At 72.2% G+C, this 17416-nt stretch carries 21 protein-coding genes; 11 read left to right on the top strand and 10 right to left on the bottom strand.

The window, feature by feature from the left end; genetic code table 11:
• The first annotated feature begins 93 nt into the window (after window positions 1-93).
• The 3 genes from ABD323_RS01235 to ABD323_RS01225 all read left to right on the top strand — a co-directional run bounded on the left by ABD323_RS01235 (window position 94) and on the right by ABD323_RS01225 (window position 2536).
• Entirely contained in the window at window positions 94-759 is a 666-nt protein-coding gene (locus tag ABD323_RS01235) for a TerB family tellurite resistance protein (protein ID WP_344437937.1), read from the top strand.
• A 191-nt stretch (window positions 760-950) separates the two neighbouring features.
• Window positions 951-1697 (top strand): DNA repair protein RecO, encoded by a 747-nt coding sequence (gene recO, locus ABD323_RS01230; RefSeq protein WP_344437935.1) that lies wholly within the window; start codon window positions 951-953, stop codon window positions 1695-1697.
• A gap of 2 nt (window positions 1698-1699) precedes the next feature.
• Window positions 1700-2536 carry an isoprenyl transferase gene (locus ABD323_RS01225; protein ID WP_344437933.1) on the top strand — a complete coding sequence of 279 codons (837 nt, stop codon included), beginning with the start codon at window positions 1700-1702 and terminating at the stop codon, window positions 2534-2536.
• A 93-nt stretch (window positions 2537-2629) separates the two neighbouring features.
• Here the strand turns inward: ABD323_RS01225 and ABD323_RS01220 are convergent, their stop codons facing one another.
• Genes ABD323_RS01220 through ABD323_RS01205 form a run of 4 tightly spaced genes read right to left on the bottom strand, consistent with a single transcriptional unit; the run spans window position 2630 to window position 5842 of the window.
• Window positions 2630-3040 (bottom strand): Fur family transcriptional regulator, encoded by a 411-nt coding sequence (locus ABD323_RS01220; protein ID WP_344437931.1) that lies wholly within the window; start codon window positions 3038-3040, stop codon window positions 2630-2632.
• 35 nt (window positions 3041-3075) lie between these two features.
• The gene (locus tag ABD323_RS01215; protein ID WP_344438044.1) at window positions 3076-4056 is read right to left on the bottom strand and encodes a metal ABC transporter permease; all 981 of its coding nucleotides are present in this window, start codon (window positions 4054-4056) and stop codon (window positions 3076-3078) included.
• Window positions 4056-4877, bottom strand: a complete 822-nt coding sequence (locus ABD323_RS01210) for a metal ABC transporter ATP-binding protein (RefSeq protein WP_344437928.1) — start codon at window positions 4875-4877, stop codon at window positions 4056-4058. The genes ABD323_RS01215 and ABD323_RS01210 overlap by 1 nt, the downstream gene beginning before the upstream one ends.
• Before the next feature lie 14 nt (window positions 4878-4891).
• Window positions 4892-5842: a metal ABC transporter substrate-binding protein gene (locus ABD323_RS01205; protein WP_344437926.1), complete on the bottom strand. Its 951-nt coding sequence runs from the start codon at window positions 5840-5842 to the stop codon at window positions 4892-4894.
• A gap of 199 nt (window positions 5843-6041) precedes the next feature.
• On the opposite strand from ABD323_RS01205, the gene ABD323_RS01200 reads away from it, so the two are divergent.
• Complete coding sequence (locus ABD323_RS01200; protein WP_344437924.1) at window positions 6042-7424, top strand: glycine--tRNA ligase; 1383 nt, start codon at window positions 6042-6044, stop codon at window positions 7422-7424.
• A gap of 56 nt (window positions 7425-7480) precedes the next feature.
• Here the strand turns inward: ABD323_RS01200 and ybiA are convergent, their stop codons facing one another.
• Window positions 7481-8080, bottom strand: coding sequence for a riboflavin biosynthesis intermediates N-glycosidase (gene ybiA, locus ABD323_RS01195; protein ID WP_344437922.1), 600 nt, complete (start codon window positions 8078-8080; stop codon window positions 7481-7483).
• A 122-nt stretch (window positions 8081-8202) separates the two neighbouring features.
• Between ybiA and ABD323_RS01190 the strand changes: the two genes are divergently transcribed.
• Complete coding sequence (locus ABD323_RS01190; protein WP_425555820.1) at window positions 8203-9975, top strand: MFS transporter; 1773 nt, start codon at window positions 8203-8205, stop codon at window positions 9973-9975.
• Window positions 9972-10511 (top strand): MarR family winged helix-turn-helix transcriptional regulator, encoded by a 540-nt coding sequence (locus ABD323_RS01185; protein WP_344437919.1) that lies wholly within the window; start codon window positions 9972-9974, stop codon window positions 10509-10511. The genes ABD323_RS01190 and ABD323_RS01185 overlap by 4 nt, the downstream gene beginning before the upstream one ends.
• A 7-nt stretch (window positions 10512-10518) precedes the next feature.
• On the opposite strand, the gene ABD323_RS01180 is transcribed toward ABD323_RS01185, so the two are convergent.
• The gene (locus tag ABD323_RS01180; protein ID WP_425555819.1) at window positions 10519-11991 is read right to left on the bottom strand and encodes an MFS transporter; all 1473 of its coding nucleotides are present in this window, start codon (window positions 11989-11991) and stop codon (window positions 10519-10521) included.
• 101 nt (window positions 11992-12092) lie between these two features.
• Between ABD323_RS01180 and ABD323_RS01175 the strand changes: the two genes are divergently transcribed.
• Window positions 12093-12986 (top strand): helix-turn-helix transcriptional regulator, encoded by an 894-nt coding sequence (locus ABD323_RS01175; protein WP_344437917.1) that lies wholly within the window; start codon window positions 12093-12095, stop codon window positions 12984-12986.
• A gap of 91 nt (window positions 12987-13077) precedes the next feature.
• Complete coding sequence (locus tag ABD323_RS01170) at window positions 13078-13647, top strand: chloramphenicol phosphotransferase CPT family protein (RefSeq protein ID WP_344437915.1); 570 nt, start codon at window positions 13078-13080, stop codon at window positions 13645-13647.
• Here the strand turns inward: ABD323_RS01170 and ABD323_RS01165 are convergent.
• The gene (locus tag ABD323_RS01165) at window positions 13565-14047 is read right to left on the bottom strand and encodes a hypothetical protein (RefSeq protein WP_344437912.1); all 483 of its coding nucleotides are present in this window, start codon (window positions 14045-14047) and stop codon (window positions 13565-13567) included. The two genes, ABD323_RS01170 and ABD323_RS01165, sit on opposite strands and share 83 nt — an antisense overlap.
• A gap of 110 nt (window positions 14048-14157) precedes the next feature.
• Between ABD323_RS01165 and yczE the strand changes: the two genes are divergently transcribed.
• Window positions 14158-14805 carry a membrane protein YczE gene (yczE, locus tag ABD323_RS01160; RefSeq protein ID WP_344437910.1) on the top strand — a complete coding sequence of 216 codons (648 nt, stop codon included), beginning with the start codon at window positions 14158-14160 and terminating at the stop codon, window positions 14803-14805.
• On the opposite strand, the gene ABD323_RS01155 is transcribed toward yczE, so the two are convergent.
• Together ABD323_RS01155 and ABD323_RS01150 are read right to left on the bottom strand one after the other, a co-directional pair.
• Entirely contained in the window at window positions 14778-14972 is a 195-nt protein-coding gene (locus ABD323_RS01155) for a hypothetical protein (RefSeq protein WP_344437908.1), read from the bottom strand. The two genes, yczE and ABD323_RS01155, sit on opposite strands and share 28 nt — an antisense overlap.
• A gap of 99 nt (window positions 14973-15071) precedes the next feature.
• The gene (locus ABD323_RS01150) at window positions 15072-15305 is read right to left on the bottom strand and encodes a hypothetical protein (protein WP_344437906.1); all 234 of its coding nucleotides are present in this window, start codon (window positions 15303-15305) and stop codon (window positions 15072-15074) included.
• Window positions 15306-15445: 140 nt separating this feature from the next.
• Between ABD323_RS01150 and ABD323_RS01145 the strand changes: the two genes are divergently transcribed.
• Both ABD323_RS01145 and ABD323_RS01140 read left to right on the top strand, forming a co-directional pair.
• Window positions 15446-16264, top strand: coding sequence for a helix-turn-helix domain-containing protein (locus ABD323_RS01145; protein WP_344437904.1), 819 nt, complete (start codon window positions 15446-15448; stop codon window positions 16262-16264).
• Entirely contained in the window at window positions 16261-16476 is a 216-nt protein-coding gene (locus tag ABD323_RS01140; protein WP_344437902.1) for a DUF397 domain-containing protein, read from the top strand. Before ABD323_RS01145 ends, ABD323_RS01140 begins: the two co-directional genes overlap by 4 nt.
• A 64-nt stretch (window positions 16477-16540) precedes the next feature.
• Here ABD323_RS01140 and ABD323_RS01135 read toward each other — a convergent pair whose 3' ends face one another.
• Window positions 16541-17308, bottom strand: a complete 768-nt coding sequence (locus ABD323_RS01135) for an alpha/beta hydrolase family protein (protein WP_344437900.1) — start codon at window positions 17306-17308, stop codon at window positions 16541-16543.
• Window positions 17309-17416 lie beyond the last annotated feature (108 nt).

The raw sequence follows: 17416 nt of genomic DNA, 5'->3' as shown, positions 1-17416 counted from the left end.
GGAAACGGGGGTCGGTGGGACGGCCTCCACCTCCGGTCGCGTGACCTGCCCGTCGACGTGCAGGCCGCCTGCCATGTCTGGGGAGTTGGCGCCGTGACACGGTTGTGGGGTGTTCGCCCGCGGTGGCGAACGGATGTGCTCGGCGACTTCTTCTGCCCCGGCTGTGGCGGGGACCGCAACTACCGCCGCCAGCACGGCCGGCGGTGGCTGCGGCTGTTCGGGACGCCGTTGCTGCCGCTGGGGCCGGTGCTGGGCAGCGTCCAGTGCACCAGCTGCAGCGGCCGCTACGGGGTGGAGAGCCTGGAGCAGCCCACCAGCGTGCGGCTGACCGGGATGCTGCGCGACGCGCAGTACACCATCGCGCTGGCGGTGCTCGCGGCCGGCGGGACCACCTCCTCCTCGGCCCGCGGCGAGGCCTGCGCGGTGATCCGGGAGGCCGGTTTCGAGGACTGCGGCGAGGCCCAGGTGCTGGCCGCCCTCGCGGCGCTGTCGGGGCAGAGCGCGGGCGAGCCGTTCGACGTGCACGGGGTCGGCAGCGCGCTGGCCATCGAACTGCACGCCGCCCTGGAACCGTTGGCCCCGCACCTGGCCCAGCCGGGCCGCGAGCGGCTGCTGTTGCAGGGCGCCTGGATCGCGCTCGCCGACGGCCGCTACCGGCCGCAGGAGCGCGAGGCGCTGGCCGCCGTCGGCACCTGCCTGCGGCTGAGCACGGACGCGGTCGCGCGGCTGCTGGAGGCGGCCACCCGCACCCCGCACTGAGCAGCTCCTCCAGGGCGCGCCCCAGCGCTCCCGAGCCGGGCCCGTACTCCCCCCTCCGGGCCCGCCGCGTCCCGCACCGGTCCCCCACGTACCCGGTGCGGGTACCCGGCTGTCCGGAGGAGAGAGAATAGGGGGATGTCCACCGAGTCCCGCCGCCCCCGCGCGGCCCACCGCCCCCGTCGGGTCCGGCCATGAGCCTGATCCGCGACGACGGCGTGGTGCTGCGCGCCCAGAAGCTCGGCGAGGCCGACCGGATCATCACCCTGCTCACCCGCCAGCACGGCCGGGTGCGGGCGGTGGCCCGCGGGGTCCGCAAGACCAAGTCCAAGTTCGGCGCCCGCCTCGAGCCCTTCTCGCACGTGGACGTGCAGTTCTTCAGCCGCGGCAGCGAGCTGGTGAGCCGCTCGCTGCCGCTCTGCACCCAGGTGGAGACCATCGCGCCGTACGGCGGGAACATCGTCACCGACTACGGCCGCTACACCGCCGGCACCGCGATGCTGGAGACGGCGGAACGTTTCGCCGAGAACGAGGGCGAGCCGGCCGTCCAGCAGTACCTGCTGCTGGTCGGCGGGTTGCGCACGCTGGCCGCCGGCACGCACCAGTCGCACCTGGTGCTGGACGCCTTCCTGCTGCGCTCGCTGGCCGTCAACGGCTACGGCGCCAGTTTCACGGACTGCGCGAAGTGCGGTCTGGAGGGCCCCAACCGGTTCTTCTCGCTGCAGGCCGGCGGCGTGCTCTGCGCGGACTGCCGTGTGCCCGGTTGTGCCGTACCCTCCCCTGAGACACTGGTTCTGCTCGGTGCGCTGTTGTCCGGAGACTGGCAGACCGCGGATGCCTGCGAACCGAGGTACTGGCGGGAGGGCAGCGGCCTGGTCGCGGCCTACCTGCAGTGGCACCTCGAGCGGGGCATCCGCTCGATGAGATACGTGGAGAAGTGAGCATGGCAGCGCGACGGCTCTTCGGCGGCAGCAAGCAGCGGGAGTACCTTCCCCCGACCCCGCACCCCAGTGGCGCCAAGCCGCCGAAGATCCCCGGTGAACTGGTCCCCGAGCACGTCGCGATCGTGATGGACGGCAACGGCCGCTGGGCCAAGGAGCGCGGGCTGCCCCGCACCGAGGGCCACAAGGTCGGCGAGAGCGTCGTGCTGGACGTGCTGCGGGGCGCGATCGAGATGGGCGTGGGCAACATCTCGCTCTACGCCTTCTCCACCGAGAACTGGAAGCGCTCGCCGGACGAGGTGAAGTTCCTGATGAACTTCAACCGCGACGTCATCCGCCGCCGCCGCGACGAGCTGGACGCGATGGGCGTGCGGATCCGCTGGGCCGGCCGGATGCCCAAGCTCTGGAAGAGCGTGGTCCAGGAGCTCAAGGTGGCCGAGGAGCAGACCAAGGGCAACGACCTGGTCACCCTCTACATGTGCGTCAACTACGGCGGCCGGGCCGAACTCACGGACGCCATGGCGGCGATCGCGGCCGACGTCGCGGCCGGGAAGCTGGACCCGAAGAAGGTCAACGAGAAGACCATCTCCAAGTACATGTACCACCCGGACATGCCGGACGTGGACCTGTTCCTGCGCCCGAGCGGCGAGCAGCGCACGTCCAACTTCTGGCTCTGGCAGTCGGCCTACGCCGAGTTCGTGTTCCAGGACGTGCTCTGGCCGGACTTCGACCGGCGCGACCTGTGGCGGGCCTGCGAGCAGTACGCGATGCGCGACCGGCGCTTCGGCGGCGCGCTGCCCAACGAGGTGGCCGGCGCCGAGCTGCCCACCCAGCGCTGATCGGGGGGCCGGCGTCCGCCGTACCCGGGGCTCGCCCGGGTACGGGACGCGGGCCCGGGCGCGGCCGCGCGGCGGGGGCGGACCCGCGGGGCGTCAGCGCTTGGCCGCGCACTCCGCGCAGGTGCCGAAGATCTCCAGGGTGTGCGCGATGTCGCTGAACCCGTGCTCGGCCGCCACCGCGTTGGCCCACCGCTCGACCGCCGGTCCCTCGACCTCCACCGTGCTGCCGCAGTGCCGGCAGACCAGGTGGTGGTGGTGCCCGCTGCTGCAGCGCCGGTAGACGGCCTCGCCGTCGGCGGTGCGCAGCACGTCCACCTCGCCGGCGTCCGCCAGCGACTGCAGGGTGCGGTAGACGGTGGTCAGGCCGACCGAGTCACCGCGGTGCTTGAGCATGTCGTGCAGTTCCTGCGCGCTGCGGAAGTCCTCGATCTCGTCCAACGCGGCGGAGACCGCGGCGCGCTGGCGGGTGGATCGGGCGCGTGGCGACGGGCCTGCGGTGGTCACCGGGGCTCCTCCTGGGGATCGGGGCGGGTCACACCTCATTGTGCCAGCCCCGCACGGCCGATCGACTCCCCGCCGGGCGGGGCCGACGGCCCGTCAGCGCCGGGCCCCGCCGGCCCGGCGCCCGCCGGGGAGGCCACCGCCTGCGCCGGCAGCAGGACGTCGCAGACCAGCGGCCCGCGCTCGGGTGCCGCCCGGTGGTGCCGGCGCCGGGCCAGCGGGGCCGCGACCACGCTGAAGGCGGCGAAGAAGGCGATGGCCAGCAGCACGATGGCCGACCCCGGCGGCACGTCGGCCTGGTAGGAGGTGGCCACCCCGCCCAGCGAGACCACCACGCCCAGGCCGATCGAGAGCACCTGGGTGGCCAGGAACGAGCGGGTCAGCAACTGGGCCGCCGCCACCGGGACCACCATCAGCGCGCTCACCAGCAGCAGCCCCACCACCCGCATGGCGACCGTGACGGTCACCGCGGCCATCACCGCCAGCAGCAGGTTGAGCAGCCGCACCGGGATCCCGGTGACCTTGGCGAACTCCTCGTCCTGGCAGACGGCGAAGAGCTGGCGGCGCAGGCCCAGGGTGACCGCGATCACCACCGCGCCGAGCGCGGCGATGGTGGCCAGGTCGCCGGCGTCCACCGCGACGATCGAGCCCCAGAGGTAGCTGTCCAGGCTGCCGCCGGTGCCGCTGGCGCCGGGGGCCTTGCTGATCAGCAGCCGCCCGCAGGCCATGCCGCCGTAGAAGAGCATGGCGAGCGCGATGTCGCCGCGCTGGTTGCCGCGCGAGCGGACCAGCTCCATCACCACCGCGGCCAGCACGCAGACCAGCACGGCCATCCAGACCGGGCTGGTCTGGAAGAGCAGCCCCAACCCCACGCCGGTCAGCGCGACGTGGCCGATGCCGTCGCCCATCAGCGCCTGGCGCCGCTGGACCAGGTAGATCCCCACCGCGGGCGCCGTGACGCCGACCAGCAGGGCGGCCAGGAAGGCGCGCTGCATGAACTCGAAGGAGAACATCTGGATCATGAGAGCAGCCCCTGTCGGGCCCCGGAGCGGGCGTCGGCGTGCGGGTGGACGTGGTCGTGGCCCGGCAGCGCGTGCTGCCCGGCCCCGGGCGGCGGCGGGCCGTCGTGCGCCACGCAGCCGTCGCGCAGCACCACCGCGCGGTCGATCAGCGGCTCCAACGGGCCGAGTTCGTGCAGCACCAGCAGGACGGCGGCGCCGCGCTCGACCTCCCGGCGCAGGGTGTCGGCGAGCACCTGCTGGCTGGCCAGGTCGACCCCGGCCATCGGCTCGTCCATGATCAGCAGCTCGGGGGAGCCGACCAGGGCGCGGGCGATCAGCACCCGCTGCTGCTGGCCGCCGGAGAGGTCGCCGACCCCGTCGCCGGCCCGGTCCAGCATCCCGACGGCCTCCAGCGCGCGGTCCACGGCCGCCCGGTCGACCCGGCGGAAGGGCCGCATCCGGTGCTGGGCGAGCCGGCCGGTGGAGACCACCTCGCGCACGGTGGCGGGCACGCCGCCGGCGGCGGTGGTGCGCTGCGGGACGTAGCCGACCCGGTGCCACTGGCGGAAGCGCCCCCGCGGGGTGCCGAACAGCTCCAGGTCGCCGCCGCTGAGCGGCACCGCGCCGATCACCGTCTTGACGGTGGTGGACTTGCCGGAGCCGTTGGCGCCCAGCAGCGCGACCACCTCGCCGGGGGCGACGGTCAGGTCCACCCCGCGCAGCACCGGGCGGCCGCCCAGCGAGGCGAGCGCGCCGCGCAGCCGCACCACGGGGGCGGGCACCGGTATGCCGAGGGCGGGTTCGCTCCCGGGGCCGGTCTGACGGATCGTCTGAGTCATCCGAGGGTGTCCCGTCAGCTCGTGCAGCCGAGAGCGGTCTGCAGGTTGGTCAGGTTCTGCCGCATGATCGAGAAGTAGTCGTCCGCGGCGGGGTCCTTGACGCCCTCCAGCGGGTCCAGCACCGCGCTCCGCAGGCCCAGGTCCCGGGCCACGCTCTGCGCGAGCTTGGGGCTGACCAGGGCCTCGAAGAAGATCGTGGAGACGTCGTGGGTCTTGGCGGCCTGCTGGATGTCGGCCAGCCGCGAGGGGGTCGGCTCCGACTCGGGGTCGACCCCGTTGATGGCGATCTGCTCCAGGCCGTAGTGGTCGGCGAGGTAGCCGAAGGCGGCGTGGCTGGTGACGAAGGCGGTGCTGCGGCAGCTCGCCAGACCGGCGCGGAAGCTCTGGTCGAGGGCGGTGAGCCGGCCCACCAGCGCCTCGGTGTTGGCGCCGTACTCGGCCGCGTTGGCCGGGTCGGCCCGGGCCAGCTCGGCGCCGACCGACCGGGCGACCGCCGCGTAGCGGCTGGGGTCCAGCCAGATGTGCGGGTCGCCGGCGGCGCCGGGGTGGACGTGGCCGGCCGAGTCCTCGGCGGCGCCCTCGTCGAGGTGGTGGTCGACCAGCGGGGAGGCGGCGGTGGCGTCCACCACGTGCTTGCTGCTCGCCTGCTCGACGGCCTTGTCCACGGTGGGCTGCAGGCCCTTGAGGTAGAGGATCACGCCGGCCTCCTGCACGGTGCCGACCTGCCGGGGCGTCAGCTCCAGGTCGTGCGGCTCGGTGCCGTCGGCGGTGAGGTCGGTCACGTTGAGGTGGCCGCCGCCGATCTGCTCGGCCAGGTACTGCAGGGGGTAGAAGGACGCCACCACGTTCAGCCGGCCGTCCGCGCCGCGGGCACCGCTGCCGCCGCCACAGGCGGTCAGCAGCAGGGCAGCCGTCGCCGCGGTGGCGGCGAGGGCTATGGAGCGGCGTGCGGATCGGAGCATCATGACAACCATTCTCATATTAACTGGAAATGATTGTCAACTTCCTTGGGGCTCGCGGCCCCCCGACGGCCACGCCGGAGCCGCTTAACGATGTGAACCCGTACCCGCCCGCCCGGTAACCTGAGGTATTCGGGTGCGTGCAACCAGCCGCGCCTTGACCGTGCCGTCGTACCCAGTACGGCGTCGTCCTGAAGAGAGCACTGTGGCCGCCGACAAGATCGACACGATTGTCAGCCTGAGCAAGCGCCGTGGCTTCGTCTACCCCTGCAGCGAGATCTACGGTGGCACCAAGGCCGCCTGGGACTACGGGCCACTGGGTGTCGAGCTCAAGGAGAACATCCGGCGCCAGTGGTGGCGTTCGATGGTCACCGCGCGCGAGGACGTCGTGGGTCTCGACTCTTCGGTGATCCTGGCCCGTGAGGTCTGGGAGGCCTCCGGCCACGTCGCCACCTTCAACGACCCGCTGACCGAGTGCACCTCCTGCCACAAGCGCTACCGCGCGGACCACCTGGAGGAGGCGTACGAGGCCAAGCACGGCCGGCTGCCCGCCAACGGCCTGGCCGACGTCAACTGCCCGCACTGCGGCACCAAGGGCGCCTTCACCGAGCCCAAGGAGTTCTCGGGCATGCTGAAGACGCACCTGGGCGTCACCGAGGACGCGGGTGGCCTGGCCTACCTGCGCCCGGAGACCGCGCAGGGCATCTTCACCAACTTCAAGGCCGTGCAGACCACCTCGCGCAAGAAGCCGCCGTTCGGCATCGCCCAGATCGGCAAGAGCTTCCGCAACGAGATCACCCCCGGCAACTTCATCTTCCGCACCCGCGAGTTCGAGCAGATGGAGATGGAGTTCTTCGTCAAGCCCGGCGAGGACGAGACCTGGCACGAGTACTGGCTCCAGCAGCGCTGGGACTGGTACGTGGGCCTGGGCCTGCGCACCGAGAACATGCGCTTCTTCGAGCACCCGAAGGAGAAGCTCTCGCACTACGCCAAGCGCACGGTCGACATCGAGTACCGCTTCAACTTCGGCGGCAGCGAGTTCTCCGAGCTGGAGGGTGTGGCCAACCGCACCGACTACGACCTCGCCACCCACAGCGAGGCCTCCGGCCAGGACCTCAAGTACTTCGACCAGGAGTCCGGCGAGCGGTACTTCCCGTACGTCATCGAGCCGGCGGCCGGCCTCAACCGCGCCATGCTGGCCTTCCTGCTCGACGCCTACTTCGAGGACGAGGCGCCCAACGCCAAGGGCGTCATGGAGAAGCGCGTCGGCATGCGGCTCGACCCGCGCCTGGCCCCGGTCAAGGTCGCGGTGCTGCCGCTGTCGCGCAACGCCGACCTCTCGCCGAAGGCGCGGGGCCTGGCCGCCGACCTGCGCCAGGCGTGGAACGTCGAGTTCGACGACGCCGGCGCGATCGGCAAGCGCTACCGCCGCCAGGACGAGATCGGCACGCCGTTCTGCGTCACCGTCGACTTCGACACCCTCGAGGACAACGCGGTCACCATCCGCGAGCGCGACACCATGGCCCAGGAGCGGGTCTCGCTGGACCAGGTGAAGAGCTACCTCGGTGCCCGCCTGATCGGCTGCTGAACCCGCAACACCGAAGTGCCCCGCGCGACGCCGTCGCGCGGGGCACTCGCGTCTCCTCAGCTCCCCGCGAGCTCGGCGCGGGCGGCCATCAGCGCGAAGCCGAGCAGGTTGAGGCCGCGCCACCGGGACGGGACGGTGGCGTGCTCGTCGTCGGCGGCCAGGCCCGTGCCCCAGACCCGGTCGAGCGGGCTGGACTCCACCAGGACGCGCCGGGCGGTGCCGAGCAGGTAGGCGCGCAGCTCCTCGTGCTGCCCGAACTTGGCCACGTTGCCCGCCACCACCAGGTCGAACCGCTCCTGCTCCCAGCGCCGGTCCTCGAAGCCGCGCACCAGCCGGCCGAGCTTCTTGGCCTCGGCGGGCGTCCGGGCGGCCAGGATCCGGGGCACGATCTCCTCGTCCCCGAAGAGCCGCGCCTTGCCCGCCATCATCCAGTGCTCGGCGGTGGCGTAGGTGAGGCCGTCGACGGTGAACGGGGCCGGCCACCACTGGCTCAGCGAGCCGGCGCCGATCCGCCCGTCGCGCTCGGGGCGGTGGCCCCAGAAGAGCAGGTACTTGGGGGTCGCGCCGGCTTCGAGCAGGGCGACGAGCTGGTCGCGGGTACGGACGTCGGTGGGGGTGGTGGGGGTGGTGGTGGTCTGGTCCTCGGTGGTGCTCATGGCGACAGGATCGCATCCGGTGCCGACAGGGGCGGAGGAATTTCGGGCCTTGCCGGGCATATCAGTATGACGGGATACTTAGTTCACGTGAGCTAAGTAGTCGGGCCGAGGGGAGCGCGCTGATGGCGACGAGCGGGACGGCAGGACCGGCCGGCGGGACCGAGCGGGGGAGGCGCTGGATCGGCGCCGACCACCCGCACTACAAGTGGGTGGCGCTGTCCAACACCACGCTGGGCATGCTGGTGGCGACCATCAACAGCTCGATCGTGCTGATCTCGCTGCCCGCGATCTTCAACGGCATCCACCTCGACCCGCTGCAGCCCGGCAACGTCAGCTACCTGCTCTGGATGCTGATGGGCTACATGCTGGTGACCGCGGTCCTGGTGGTGGCCCTGGGTCGGCTCGGCGACATCTGGGGCCGGGTGCGGATCTACAACGCCGGCTTCCTGATCTTCACCCTGACCTCGGTGATCCTCTCGCTGGACCCGTTGGACGGCGGTGGCGGCGCGCTCTGGCTGATCGGCTGGCGGGTGGTGCAGGCCGTCGGCGGCGCGATGCTGATGGCCAACTCGGCCGCGATCATCACCGACGCCTTCCCGGCCGGCCAGCGCGGCATGGCGCTGGGCGTCAACATGGTGGCCGCCATCGCGGGATCCTTCGTCGGCCTGGTGCTGGGCGGGGTGCTCGCCCAGTGGGACTGGCGCAGCATCTTCTGGGTCAACGTGCCGATCGGCCTGGTCGGGACGGTCTGGGCCTACCGCTCGCTGCACGAGACGGGGATCCGACGACCCGGGCGGATCGACTGGTGGGGCAACATCACCTTCGGCGTCGGGCTGACCGCGTTGCTGGCCGGCATCACCTACGGCATCCAGCCCTACGGCGGCCACAGCATGGGCTGGACCGACCCGTGGGTGCTGGCCGGACTGATCGGCGGCGCCGCGCTGCTGGTCGTCTTCTGCGTGGTGGAGAACCGGGTCGCCGAGCCGATGTTCCCGCTGCGGCTCTTCCGGGACCTGGCCTTCGCCGGCGGCAACGGCGCCGCGCTGCTGGGCTCGGTCGCCCGCGGCGGGCTGCAGTTCATGCTGATCATCTGGCTGCAGGGGATCTGGCTCCCGCTGCACGGCTACGACTACGCCGACACCCCGCTCTGGGCGGGCATCTACCTGCTGCCGCTGACCGTCGGCTTCCTGGCCGCCGGGCCGGTCGCCGGCTACCTCTCGGACCGCTTCGGCGCCCGGCTCTTCGCGGCGGCCGGCCTGCTGGTGATGGCCGCCTCGTTCGCCGGCCTGCTGGTGCTGCCGACCGACTTCTCCTACCCGCTCTTCGCCTTCCTGGTCTTCCTCAACGGCCTGGGCGGCGGCCTCTTCGCCGCTCCGAACACCTCGATCATCATGGCCAGCGTGCCCGCCGAGTCGCGCGGCGCCGCCTCCGGGATGCGGGCCACCTTCCAGAACGCCGGCATGGTGCTGTCGATCGGCGTCTTCTTCTCGCTGATGGTGGCCGGGCTGGCCGGCTCGCTGCCGGGCACCCTCAGCTCCGGGCTGACCGCCCAGGGCGTGCCGGCCGCCGACGCGCACGCGATCGCCGCCCTGCCCCCGGTCGGCACGCTCTTCGCGGCCTTCCTCGGCTACAACCCGATCCGCCAGCTGCTCGGTCCGCAGCTGCTGGGGCAGTTGCCGGCGGCGAACCAGCAGACGCTCACCGGGCGGGAGTTCTTCCCGCAGCTGATCTCCGGGCCGTTCCACGACGGGCTGGTGGTGGTCTTCTGGCTCGCCATCGCGATGTCGGTGGTGGCGGCCGGCGCCTCGCTGCTGCGCGGGCGCGGGGCCGGGGCCGAGCGGCCGCCGCAGCCGCCGCGCTCGGCGCCCTCCGCCCGGGTGGGCGCGGGCTCGTGAGCACTCCCGCGTCTTCCGGCTCGCCCGAGTCACGCGTCTCGTCGGACCCGGCGGCCGAGGTCACCCGGCTGCGGCTGGTGGACGCCCGGCTCTACCGGCAGATGGCCCAGGCCTCCGGCAGCCAGGACCTGCCCTTCGCCCAGCTCTCGGCGCTGGCCCGGATCGAGGAGCACGGCCCGCTGCCGGTCAGCGAGCTGGCCCAGCGCGAGGCGGTCGCCGCGCCCTCGATGACCCGCACGCTGGGGCCGCTGGGCGCCGGCGGCCTCGTCGAGCGCGTCCCGCACCCCACCGACGGGCGCTCCCAGCTGGTGAGCGTGACGGCGGCCGGCCGCGCGCTGCTGGCGCGGATCCGGCAGGAGCGCTCCGAGCTGCTGGCCGAGCGGATCGACCGACTCGCGGGCGAGCAGCGCGAGCGGCTGTACGCGGCGATCGACGTGCTGGAGCTGCTGCTCGACCCGCCGCCGCCGCTGCCGGAACCGGAGCCGGGCCCGGAACCGGAACCGGGCCCGGGCGCCGGCCCGGACCCACGGTTCTGAAGGATCGTCAGCCCATCGAGCGGGGCAGCCGGGTGCTCAGGTAGCTGATCACCGCGGCGCCGACCAACTGCAGGGTGAGCACCAGCGCCAGCGCGTGGGCCATCCCCAGCGAGGGGATCAGGGCGAGGAAGAGCGTCCCGAAGGTGGCCACGCCCAGGGCCAGGCTGGACTGCTGGGTGGTCGCCAGCACCCCGCTGCCGACCCCGGCCCGCTCGTGCGGCACCTTGGCGAGCACCACCCGGAAGAGCGGGGTGCCGATCAGGCCGTTGCCCAGCCCGGTCAGCGCCATCGCGGGCAGCAGGGTCAGCACGCTCAGGTGCTGGAAGTCGGTGAGCACCGTGGTGATCAGCAGGATCGTGCCGATCGGCTGGATCAGCGAACCGGCGGTGATCACCCGGCTGCCGAAGCGCCCGATCAGCCGCGGGCCGGCCAGCGAGGAGGTGAAGTAGCCCACCGCCAGCGGCACCAGCGCCCAGCCGGAGTCCACCGGGCTCAGCCGCAGGCCCTGCTGCAGGGTGATCGCCAGGATGAACATGAAGGCGCCGAAGTTGCCGAAGTACGGGAGCGCGATGCCCAGTCCGCGGCGCATCTCGGGGATCCGCAGCAGCGACAGCGGCACCAGCGGCAGCCGTCCGGCCCGCTCGGCCCGCAGCTCGACGGCCACGAACGCCCAGGCGGTGACGGGGGAGAGGGCCAGCAGCAGCCAGGTCCAGAGCGGCCAGCCGACCGCGCGGCCCTCCATCAGCGGCACGAAGAGGGCGAGCAGGGTGGCGGTCAGCAGCACGGTGCCGGGCAGGTCCACCCGGCTCGGCTGCGCGGAGCGGCTCTCCGGCACCCAGCGCACCGCGAGGACGGCGGTGACCAGGGCGAACGGGACGTTCAGCAGGAAGACCGCGCGCCAGCTGGTGCCGAACAGGTCGGCCTGCACCAGCATGCCGCCCAGCACCTGGCCGATCACCACCGAGATCCCGCCGACCGCGCCGTAGATGCTCAGCGCGCGGTTGCGCTGCGGACCGGTGGTGGCGGCGGTGATGGTGGCCAGCACCTGCGGGATCAGCAGCGCGGCCGAGGCGCCCTGGGCGACCCGCGCGGCCACCAGCATCCAGGCGCTGGGCGCCAGGCCGCAGGCGAGCGAGGTGAGCGCGAAGGCGGCCGCGCCGGCGATGAAGAGCCGGCGCCGGCCCAGGCTGTCCCCGAGCCGTCCGCCGAGCACCAGCAGGACGGCGAAGGCGATGCCGTACCCGGCGGCGACCAGCTCCAGCACGGCCGGTCCGGCGGAGAGGTCGTGGTCGATGGTGGGCAGGGCGACGTTGACGATGAAGAAGTCGAGCATCGGCAGGAACGCGCCGAGCAGGACGGTGACCAGGCCGGCGACCGTGAGGGTGCGGGTCGGGGCGGGCGCGGCGGGCGGGGTCGGCGCCGCGGCGCGGTAGGAGGAGCGGATCGGGTTGGCCTGTGGGCGGTCCAGTTGCTGAGTCACGGGTCCTACGATCCGGCTCTTCTTACCCTGGTACAAGAGCTTGGTTATCCTGTTATAACGAATACCTGGCACCAGGGTCACTGGAGGCGCATCCTAGGAGCATGCGTACCGCGAACCCCGCTTCCGTTCCCGCCGTCGCCCCGGCCGCCCCCGGCGCGCACTCCGACCCGGGCGCGGACGACGTGCGCCGCCAGGAGCTGGCCGCCTTCCTGCGCAGCCGCCGCGAGCGGCTCTCACCCGAGCAGGTCGGCCTGCCCAGCACCGGCCGCCGCCGCACGCCGGGCCTGCGCCGCGAGGAGGTCGCGCAGCTCGCCGCCGTCGGGGTGACCTGGTACACCTGGCTCGAACAGGGCCGCGACATCCAGGTCTCCGGTCAGGTGCTGGAGGCGGTCGCCCGGGCGCTGATGCTCGACCCCAACGAGCGCCAGCACCTGTACATCCTGGCCGGCGCCGGCCACCCCGAGCCGACCACCGAGTGCCCGATGATCAACCCGGCGGTGCAGCTCGTGCTCGATCAGCTCGCGCCCCTGCCCGCCTGCGTGCTCAACAGCCGCTACGACCTGCTGGCGTTCAACCCGATGTACTGCCGGATGCTCGGCGGACTCGACGCGTTGCCCTTCGAGGAGCGCAACCTGATCTGGCTGATCTTCAACAACCCGCAGTTCCAGGCCCGTTGGGTGGACCTGGAGGGCGCCCGCACCCAGGTGGTGGCCCGGCTGCGGGCCGCGATGGCCGACCACGTCGCCGACCCCGCCTGGAAGGCCCTGCTCACCCGGCTGCGCAACGCCTCACCCGACTTCGAGGAGGCCTGGCAGCGCCACGAGGTGGGCGCCCGGGAGAACGGCAGCAAGGGCTTCCTGCACCCCGAGGTCGGCGTGCTGCGGATGGACTTCACCAACCTGTGGCTCGGGCCCCGGCCCGGCGCCCGGCTCGTCGCCTACACCCCGGCCGACGAGGAGAGCCGCCGCAAGCTGGAACTGCTCGCGGCCGGGTGAGCGAGGGCGGGGGTGGGGGCGGGGTGGGCGTCCTTCGGGGGGTCGGGCATCATGATCGGACGGGTAGGAACGAATCCAGCGGGGGGCACCGGTGACAACCGGCGGACTGATCATCTTTCTCAACGGCACGTCGAGTTCGGGCAAGTCGAGCATCGCCGAGGAGCTGCTGGCGACCCTGGACGAGACGTACTTCCACCTCCCGGTGGACCGCTTCCACGCGATGCGGGCCCGTGATCGCCAGTACACGCCGGACGAGTTGACCGACGTGCTGCGCCGCACCTGGCAGGGGTTCCACCGCGCGGTGGCCGGCATGGCGGCGGGCGGCAACAACGTGGTGGTCGACCACCTCTTCAGCCAGGAGTGGCGACTGCGCGACTGCCTGGCCCTGTTCGAGCCGCAGGACGTCGTGCTGGTCGGCGTGCACTGCCCGCTGCCGGAGCTCGAACGGCGCGAACGCGCCCGCGGGGACCGGCCGGTGGGCCTGGCGGCCGGTCAGATCGAGCAGGTCCACGCGCATGGGCTCTACGACGTCGAGGTCGACACCGGCGTCAGCAGCCCGGCCGAATGCGCCCGGAAGATCAAGGAGTTCCTGCCGGTGCGGCCGACCCCGACGGCGTTCCAGCAGCTGCGGGAGCGGGGCGAGGCGCGGCTGTTCGGCTGACCGGGGGAGCGGTGGGAGCGGCGGGGACGGCGGTTGCGGGGGCGGCCGGGTGCAGCAGCTCGTCGGTGTCCGGGTCGAGCACCTCCCAGCCGAACGCCGCGGCGAGCCGCCGGGCCAGGGCGAGGGCGGGGTCGTACCCCGGCGAGCCGTCGGCGGCGGAGCAGATCAGCTCCACCACGCCGACCCGCTGCGGCGCCCGGCCCGGCTGGACGGCGTAGTTGCCGCCCGCGTCGCAGGCGGCCAGGACGATCTGGAGCCATGGGTGCCCCTCGGCCTGCCGGTAGCAGGCGAGATCGGTGCGCAGCAGACCGGGCTCGGCGTCGAGCAGGGCGGTGACCTCGGCGGTCGGCACGCTCGCGCCGTAGTGGTCGTCCGAACGGACGGTCAGGTACCAGTACACGCTCGCATTCTCATCGACTGGTCCAGTTCCCCTCAAGTGGACCGGGACCAGCGGGGTGCCCGCCGCCTACGTTCGAGCCGTACCTCGAACGACGTCCCCTGGAGGCTCGCATGGCCGCCGGCCGCACACCCTGGCCCGATCTCGGTTACCTGCCGCTGAGCGAGCGGCCCGCACAACGGTTGCCCCAGCTGTTCGCCGGCCTCGCCTTGTACGGCTTCAGCCTGGCGGCGATGGTCCGCGCGGCGCTCGGCGTCAACCCGTGGAGCGTGCTGTACGAGGGGGTGGAGCGGCACACGCCGTTCAGCTTCGGCACCATCAGCGCCGGGCTCGGCGTGCTGGTGCTGCTCTGCTGGATCCCGCTGCGCCAGAAGCCGACGTTCGGCACCGGCGCGAACATCGCCCTCCTCGCGCTCTCCTCGGACCTCGGGCTCACGCTGTTGCCGCAGCACCCGGGACTGGGCGTGCGGATCGGGCTGCTGGTCGGGGGCGTCGCCCTGAACGGGCTCGCCGCCGCCGTCTACGTCGGCGCGCGGCTGGGTCCCGGACCGCGCGACGGGCTGATGACGGGTGCGTCGGCGAGCACCGGGCGCTCGATCAGGTTCGTCCGGACCGCGATCGAACTCGTGGTGCTCGCCCTGGGTTGGCTGCTCGGCGGCACGGTGGGTGTGGGCACCGTGCTGTACGCGCTCGCGGTCGGCCCGATCACCCAACTGCTGCTGCCCAGGCTGGCCTACCGGAGCCGTTCGCCCGCGAGTTGAGGAGGCGCGCAGCAACGGGAGCAGCGGCAGTCCGGCCAGACGCTGGAGATCTCGATGACGCCGGGGGAGGGCAGGTCGACCGTGCGACGGGAGAGCTCGACCTGCTCGCCGCTGCGGGTGATCCGGTAGGTCCGCAGGGTCATGCAGCTGCCGTTGGAGGGAGGCATCGAGGGCGGTTCCTTTCGCAGAGCGGGCAGTTCGGCCAGCCGAGGGGGCAGCTGGAAGCGGGTGCGGAGCGGCGCCGCCGGCGGCGCCACCGACAACGCTCAGTCATCGGCGCGGGCGGTGGCCGCGGTACCGCGGCGAATCGCGCGCGCCATCTGCCGCACCACATCGGGTCTGGCGCATCCGAGTTCGACCAGGACCACGCCGGTGAACGGCGACTGGTGGTCGACCCCGAGCGAGGGCAGCACGATGTCGCCGCCCGCCAGTGCGGCGCGCAACTCGTCGACGGCGTCGGCCGCGGCCTGGCGTTGGGCATGGCGGTGCCGCTCGATCATGGAGGTCATAGGGGGTTTGCCGTCCCGTCTACTCGTTTGGGCGATCCTCACTGACTGTGCACCACTGCTGGCCCTGCGCGGTTACGATTCCGGCGTGGGCACGTTGACGGTGTGCCCGTCCACGCTTTGGGGGCTCGACCATGGCTCTGGCAGACCTGCTCGACCCGACGGAGTCCGTCCTCGCGTTCTACGCGACGGACCTGCGCCGCCTGCGACTGGAGCAGAACGTCAGCCAACGGGCGCTGGCGAAGCAGGCGTTGATGGCACCGTCGCTGCTCAACAAGATCGAGGCGGGCACCCGCCTGCCGACCATGGACCTCTCACGGGCGGCGGACGCCACGTTCGGGACGGGTGACCACTTCGCGCGGCTGTGGAAGCTGGTGATTAGGTACGCGTACCCGTCGTGGTTCCGGCCATGGGTGGATCTGGAGGAAGCGGCCACGGAGATCCGGTCGTTCGAGATCCAGCTAGTTCCTGGTCTGCTCCAGACGCAGGATTACGCTCGTGCCGTGTTCGCAGCCGGTCGACCGGATCCGGCCGCCTGTGAGGAGTTGGTGGCCGCCCGCCTGGAGCGCCAGCACATCCTCGGCGGAGCTGACGCGCCTGAGCTGTGGGTTGTCCTCGATGAACTGGTGCTTCGACGTCATGTCGGAGGACCGGATGTGATGCGTGCTCAGCTTGAACATCTCATCGCTGCCGCAACGATCCCTCGAACAGTGGTCCAAGTCGTCCCGTTCTCCGCCGGGGCTCACTCCGGAGCAGCAGGAGCCTTCTCGCTCCTTACCCTGGATGAAGGCCCTGGAGTCGTCTATGTGGAGGGCTTCCGGCAGGGCCAGATTCTTGGGGATCCAGCCGACGTTAAGGCGGCGCAGCGTGCCTATGATCTGCTCACGGCCGTTGCCTTGCCGCCCCAAGCATCGATTGACATGATCGCTGCCGTCGCAAAGGAACTGAGATGACCACAGCCGACAGTCGGTCCACCTTGGCGTGGCGCAAGAGCAGCTACAGCGCCGACAACGGCGGGAACTGCATCGAGGTCGCCGACGGCCTGCCCGCCCTGACGCCCGTCCGCGACAGCAAGGACCCCCACGGGCCCACGCTCGTCTTCCCCGCCCTCGCCTTCGCGGCCTTCGTCGCGGGCGTCAAGGCGGGTGCTTTCGGAGCTGTCTGACCCTCCGACAGAGCCGGTCGCGGCGCCCGCCCGGCTGACCGGCCGGACGCCGCGACCGTGCACGTCAGGCCGGCTGGGTCGTCGGGCGGGCGAAGTGCCGGGCGAAGAACCGGACCGCGCTGTCGGCCTCGAACCGGGGCAGCTCCTTGTGCCGGCCCGAGTTCACGTGCAGGGACTTCTCCTGCGAGGCGAACGCGTCGAACAGCGCGAGGCCCTCCTCGCGCGTGATGTGCTCGTCGTCCCACTGCAGGTCGAACTCGATCGGGATGGTGATCTGCTTCGCCTTCTCGGCCAGGACGTCGGGCCAGTGCTGGCCGAAGACCGCAGCGGAGACCCGGGGTTCGTCCGCCACGAACGGGATGCCGATCGCGGTGCCCATGTTGATGCCCCAGAAGCCGACCAGCCCGCCGGTGCCGATCTCCGGGAGGTCCTGGAGGGCGTCCAGCAGAGCCCGGTACTCGGGCACGGCCAGCTGTGCCAGGTGGTCGTTGTAGCGCACGACGATCGGGCCCTCCGGCTCGCCCGCCGCCCGTGCGGCGAAGAGGGCGGCGACCTCCGCCTCGTCGTGTGCCGTGCGCGGCCGGTCGCCGTGACCGGGCGCGTCGATGACGGCGACGTGGAAGCCGCAACCCGCCACCAGGAGTCGGGCGCGGCCGGACATCGCCGGGTGCTTCCGGTGGTTGCCGCCACCGTGGGCCATCAGGATCAGGGGCGCGGGCCCGGCTGCGCCGGAGACCGGCGACCAGAGGACACCGGGGACGTCGCCCACGGTGAAGTCGCGCTCGAGGACGCCGTTCGACGACGACTCGGCGGTGAAGTGCAGAGAGTTCATGGGTGTTGCCTTTCGGGAGTGCCTTGTTGTCGAGGCGCTCCCGGCGACACCTGCGTCAGTCGCCTACCGTGACAAGAGGGGGAGCACCCATATGGATCCAGCGTTCAT

The sequence above is a fragment of the Kitasatospora nipponensis genome (assembly GCF_039528135.1).
Taxonomy (GTDB): Bacteria; Actinomycetota; Actinomycetes; order Streptomycetales; family Streptomycetaceae; genus Kitasatospora; species Kitasatospora nipponensis.
Note: the sequence above shows the minus strand (reverse complement) of the source record. Positions and strands in the feature narration are given on the sequence as shown.

Coding starts and splice junctions, on each gene's coding strand:
- ABD323_RS01210 (WP_344437928.1), bottom strand. CDS start 4,877: ATGACTCAGACGATCCGTCAGACCGGCCCCGGGAGCGAACCCGCCCTC.
- ABD323_RS01225 (WP_344437933.1), top strand. CDS start 1,700: ATGGCAGCGCGACGGCTCTTCGGCGGCAGCAAGCAGCGGGAGTACCTT.
- yczE (WP_344437910.1), top strand. CDS start 14,158: ATGGCCGCCGGCCGCACACCCTGGCCCGATCTCGGTTACCTGCCGCTG.
- ABD323_RS01135 (WP_344437900.1), bottom strand. CDS start 17,308: ATGAACTCTCTGCACTTCACCGCCGAGTCGTCGTCGAACGGCGTCCTC.
- ABD323_RS01155 (WP_344437908.1), bottom strand. CDS start 14,972: ATGCCTCCCTCCAACGGCAGCTGCATGACCCTGCGGACCTACCGGATC.
- ABD323_RS01175 (WP_344437917.1), top strand. CDS start 12,093: ATGCGTACCGCGAACCCCGCTTCCGTTCCCGCCGTCGCCCCGGCCGCC.
- ABD323_RS01205 (WP_344437926.1), bottom strand. CDS start 5,842: ATGATGCTCCGATCCGCACGCCGCTCCATAGCCCTCGCCGCCACCGCG.
- ABD323_RS01150 (WP_344437906.1), bottom strand. CDS start 15,305: ATGATCGAGCGGCACCGCCATGCCCAACGCCAGGCCGCGGCCGACGCC.
- ABD323_RS01145 (WP_344437904.1), top strand. CDS start 15,446: ATGGCTCTGGCAGACCTGCTCGACCCGACGGAGTCCGTCCTCGCGTTC.
- recO (WP_344437935.1), top strand. CDS start 951: ATGAGCCTGATCCGCGACGACGGCGTGGTGCTGCGCGCCCAGAAGCTC.
- ABD323_RS01190 (WP_425555820.1), top strand. CDS start 8,203: ATGGCGACGAGCGGGACGGCAGGACCGGCCGGCGGGACCGAGCGGGGG.
- ABD323_RS01140 (WP_344437902.1), top strand. CDS start 16,261: ATGACCACAGCCGACAGTCGGTCCACCTTGGCGTGGCGCAAGAGCAGC.
- ybiA (WP_344437922.1), bottom strand. CDS start 8,080: ATGAGCACCACCGAGGACCAGACCACCACCACCCCCACCACCCCCACC.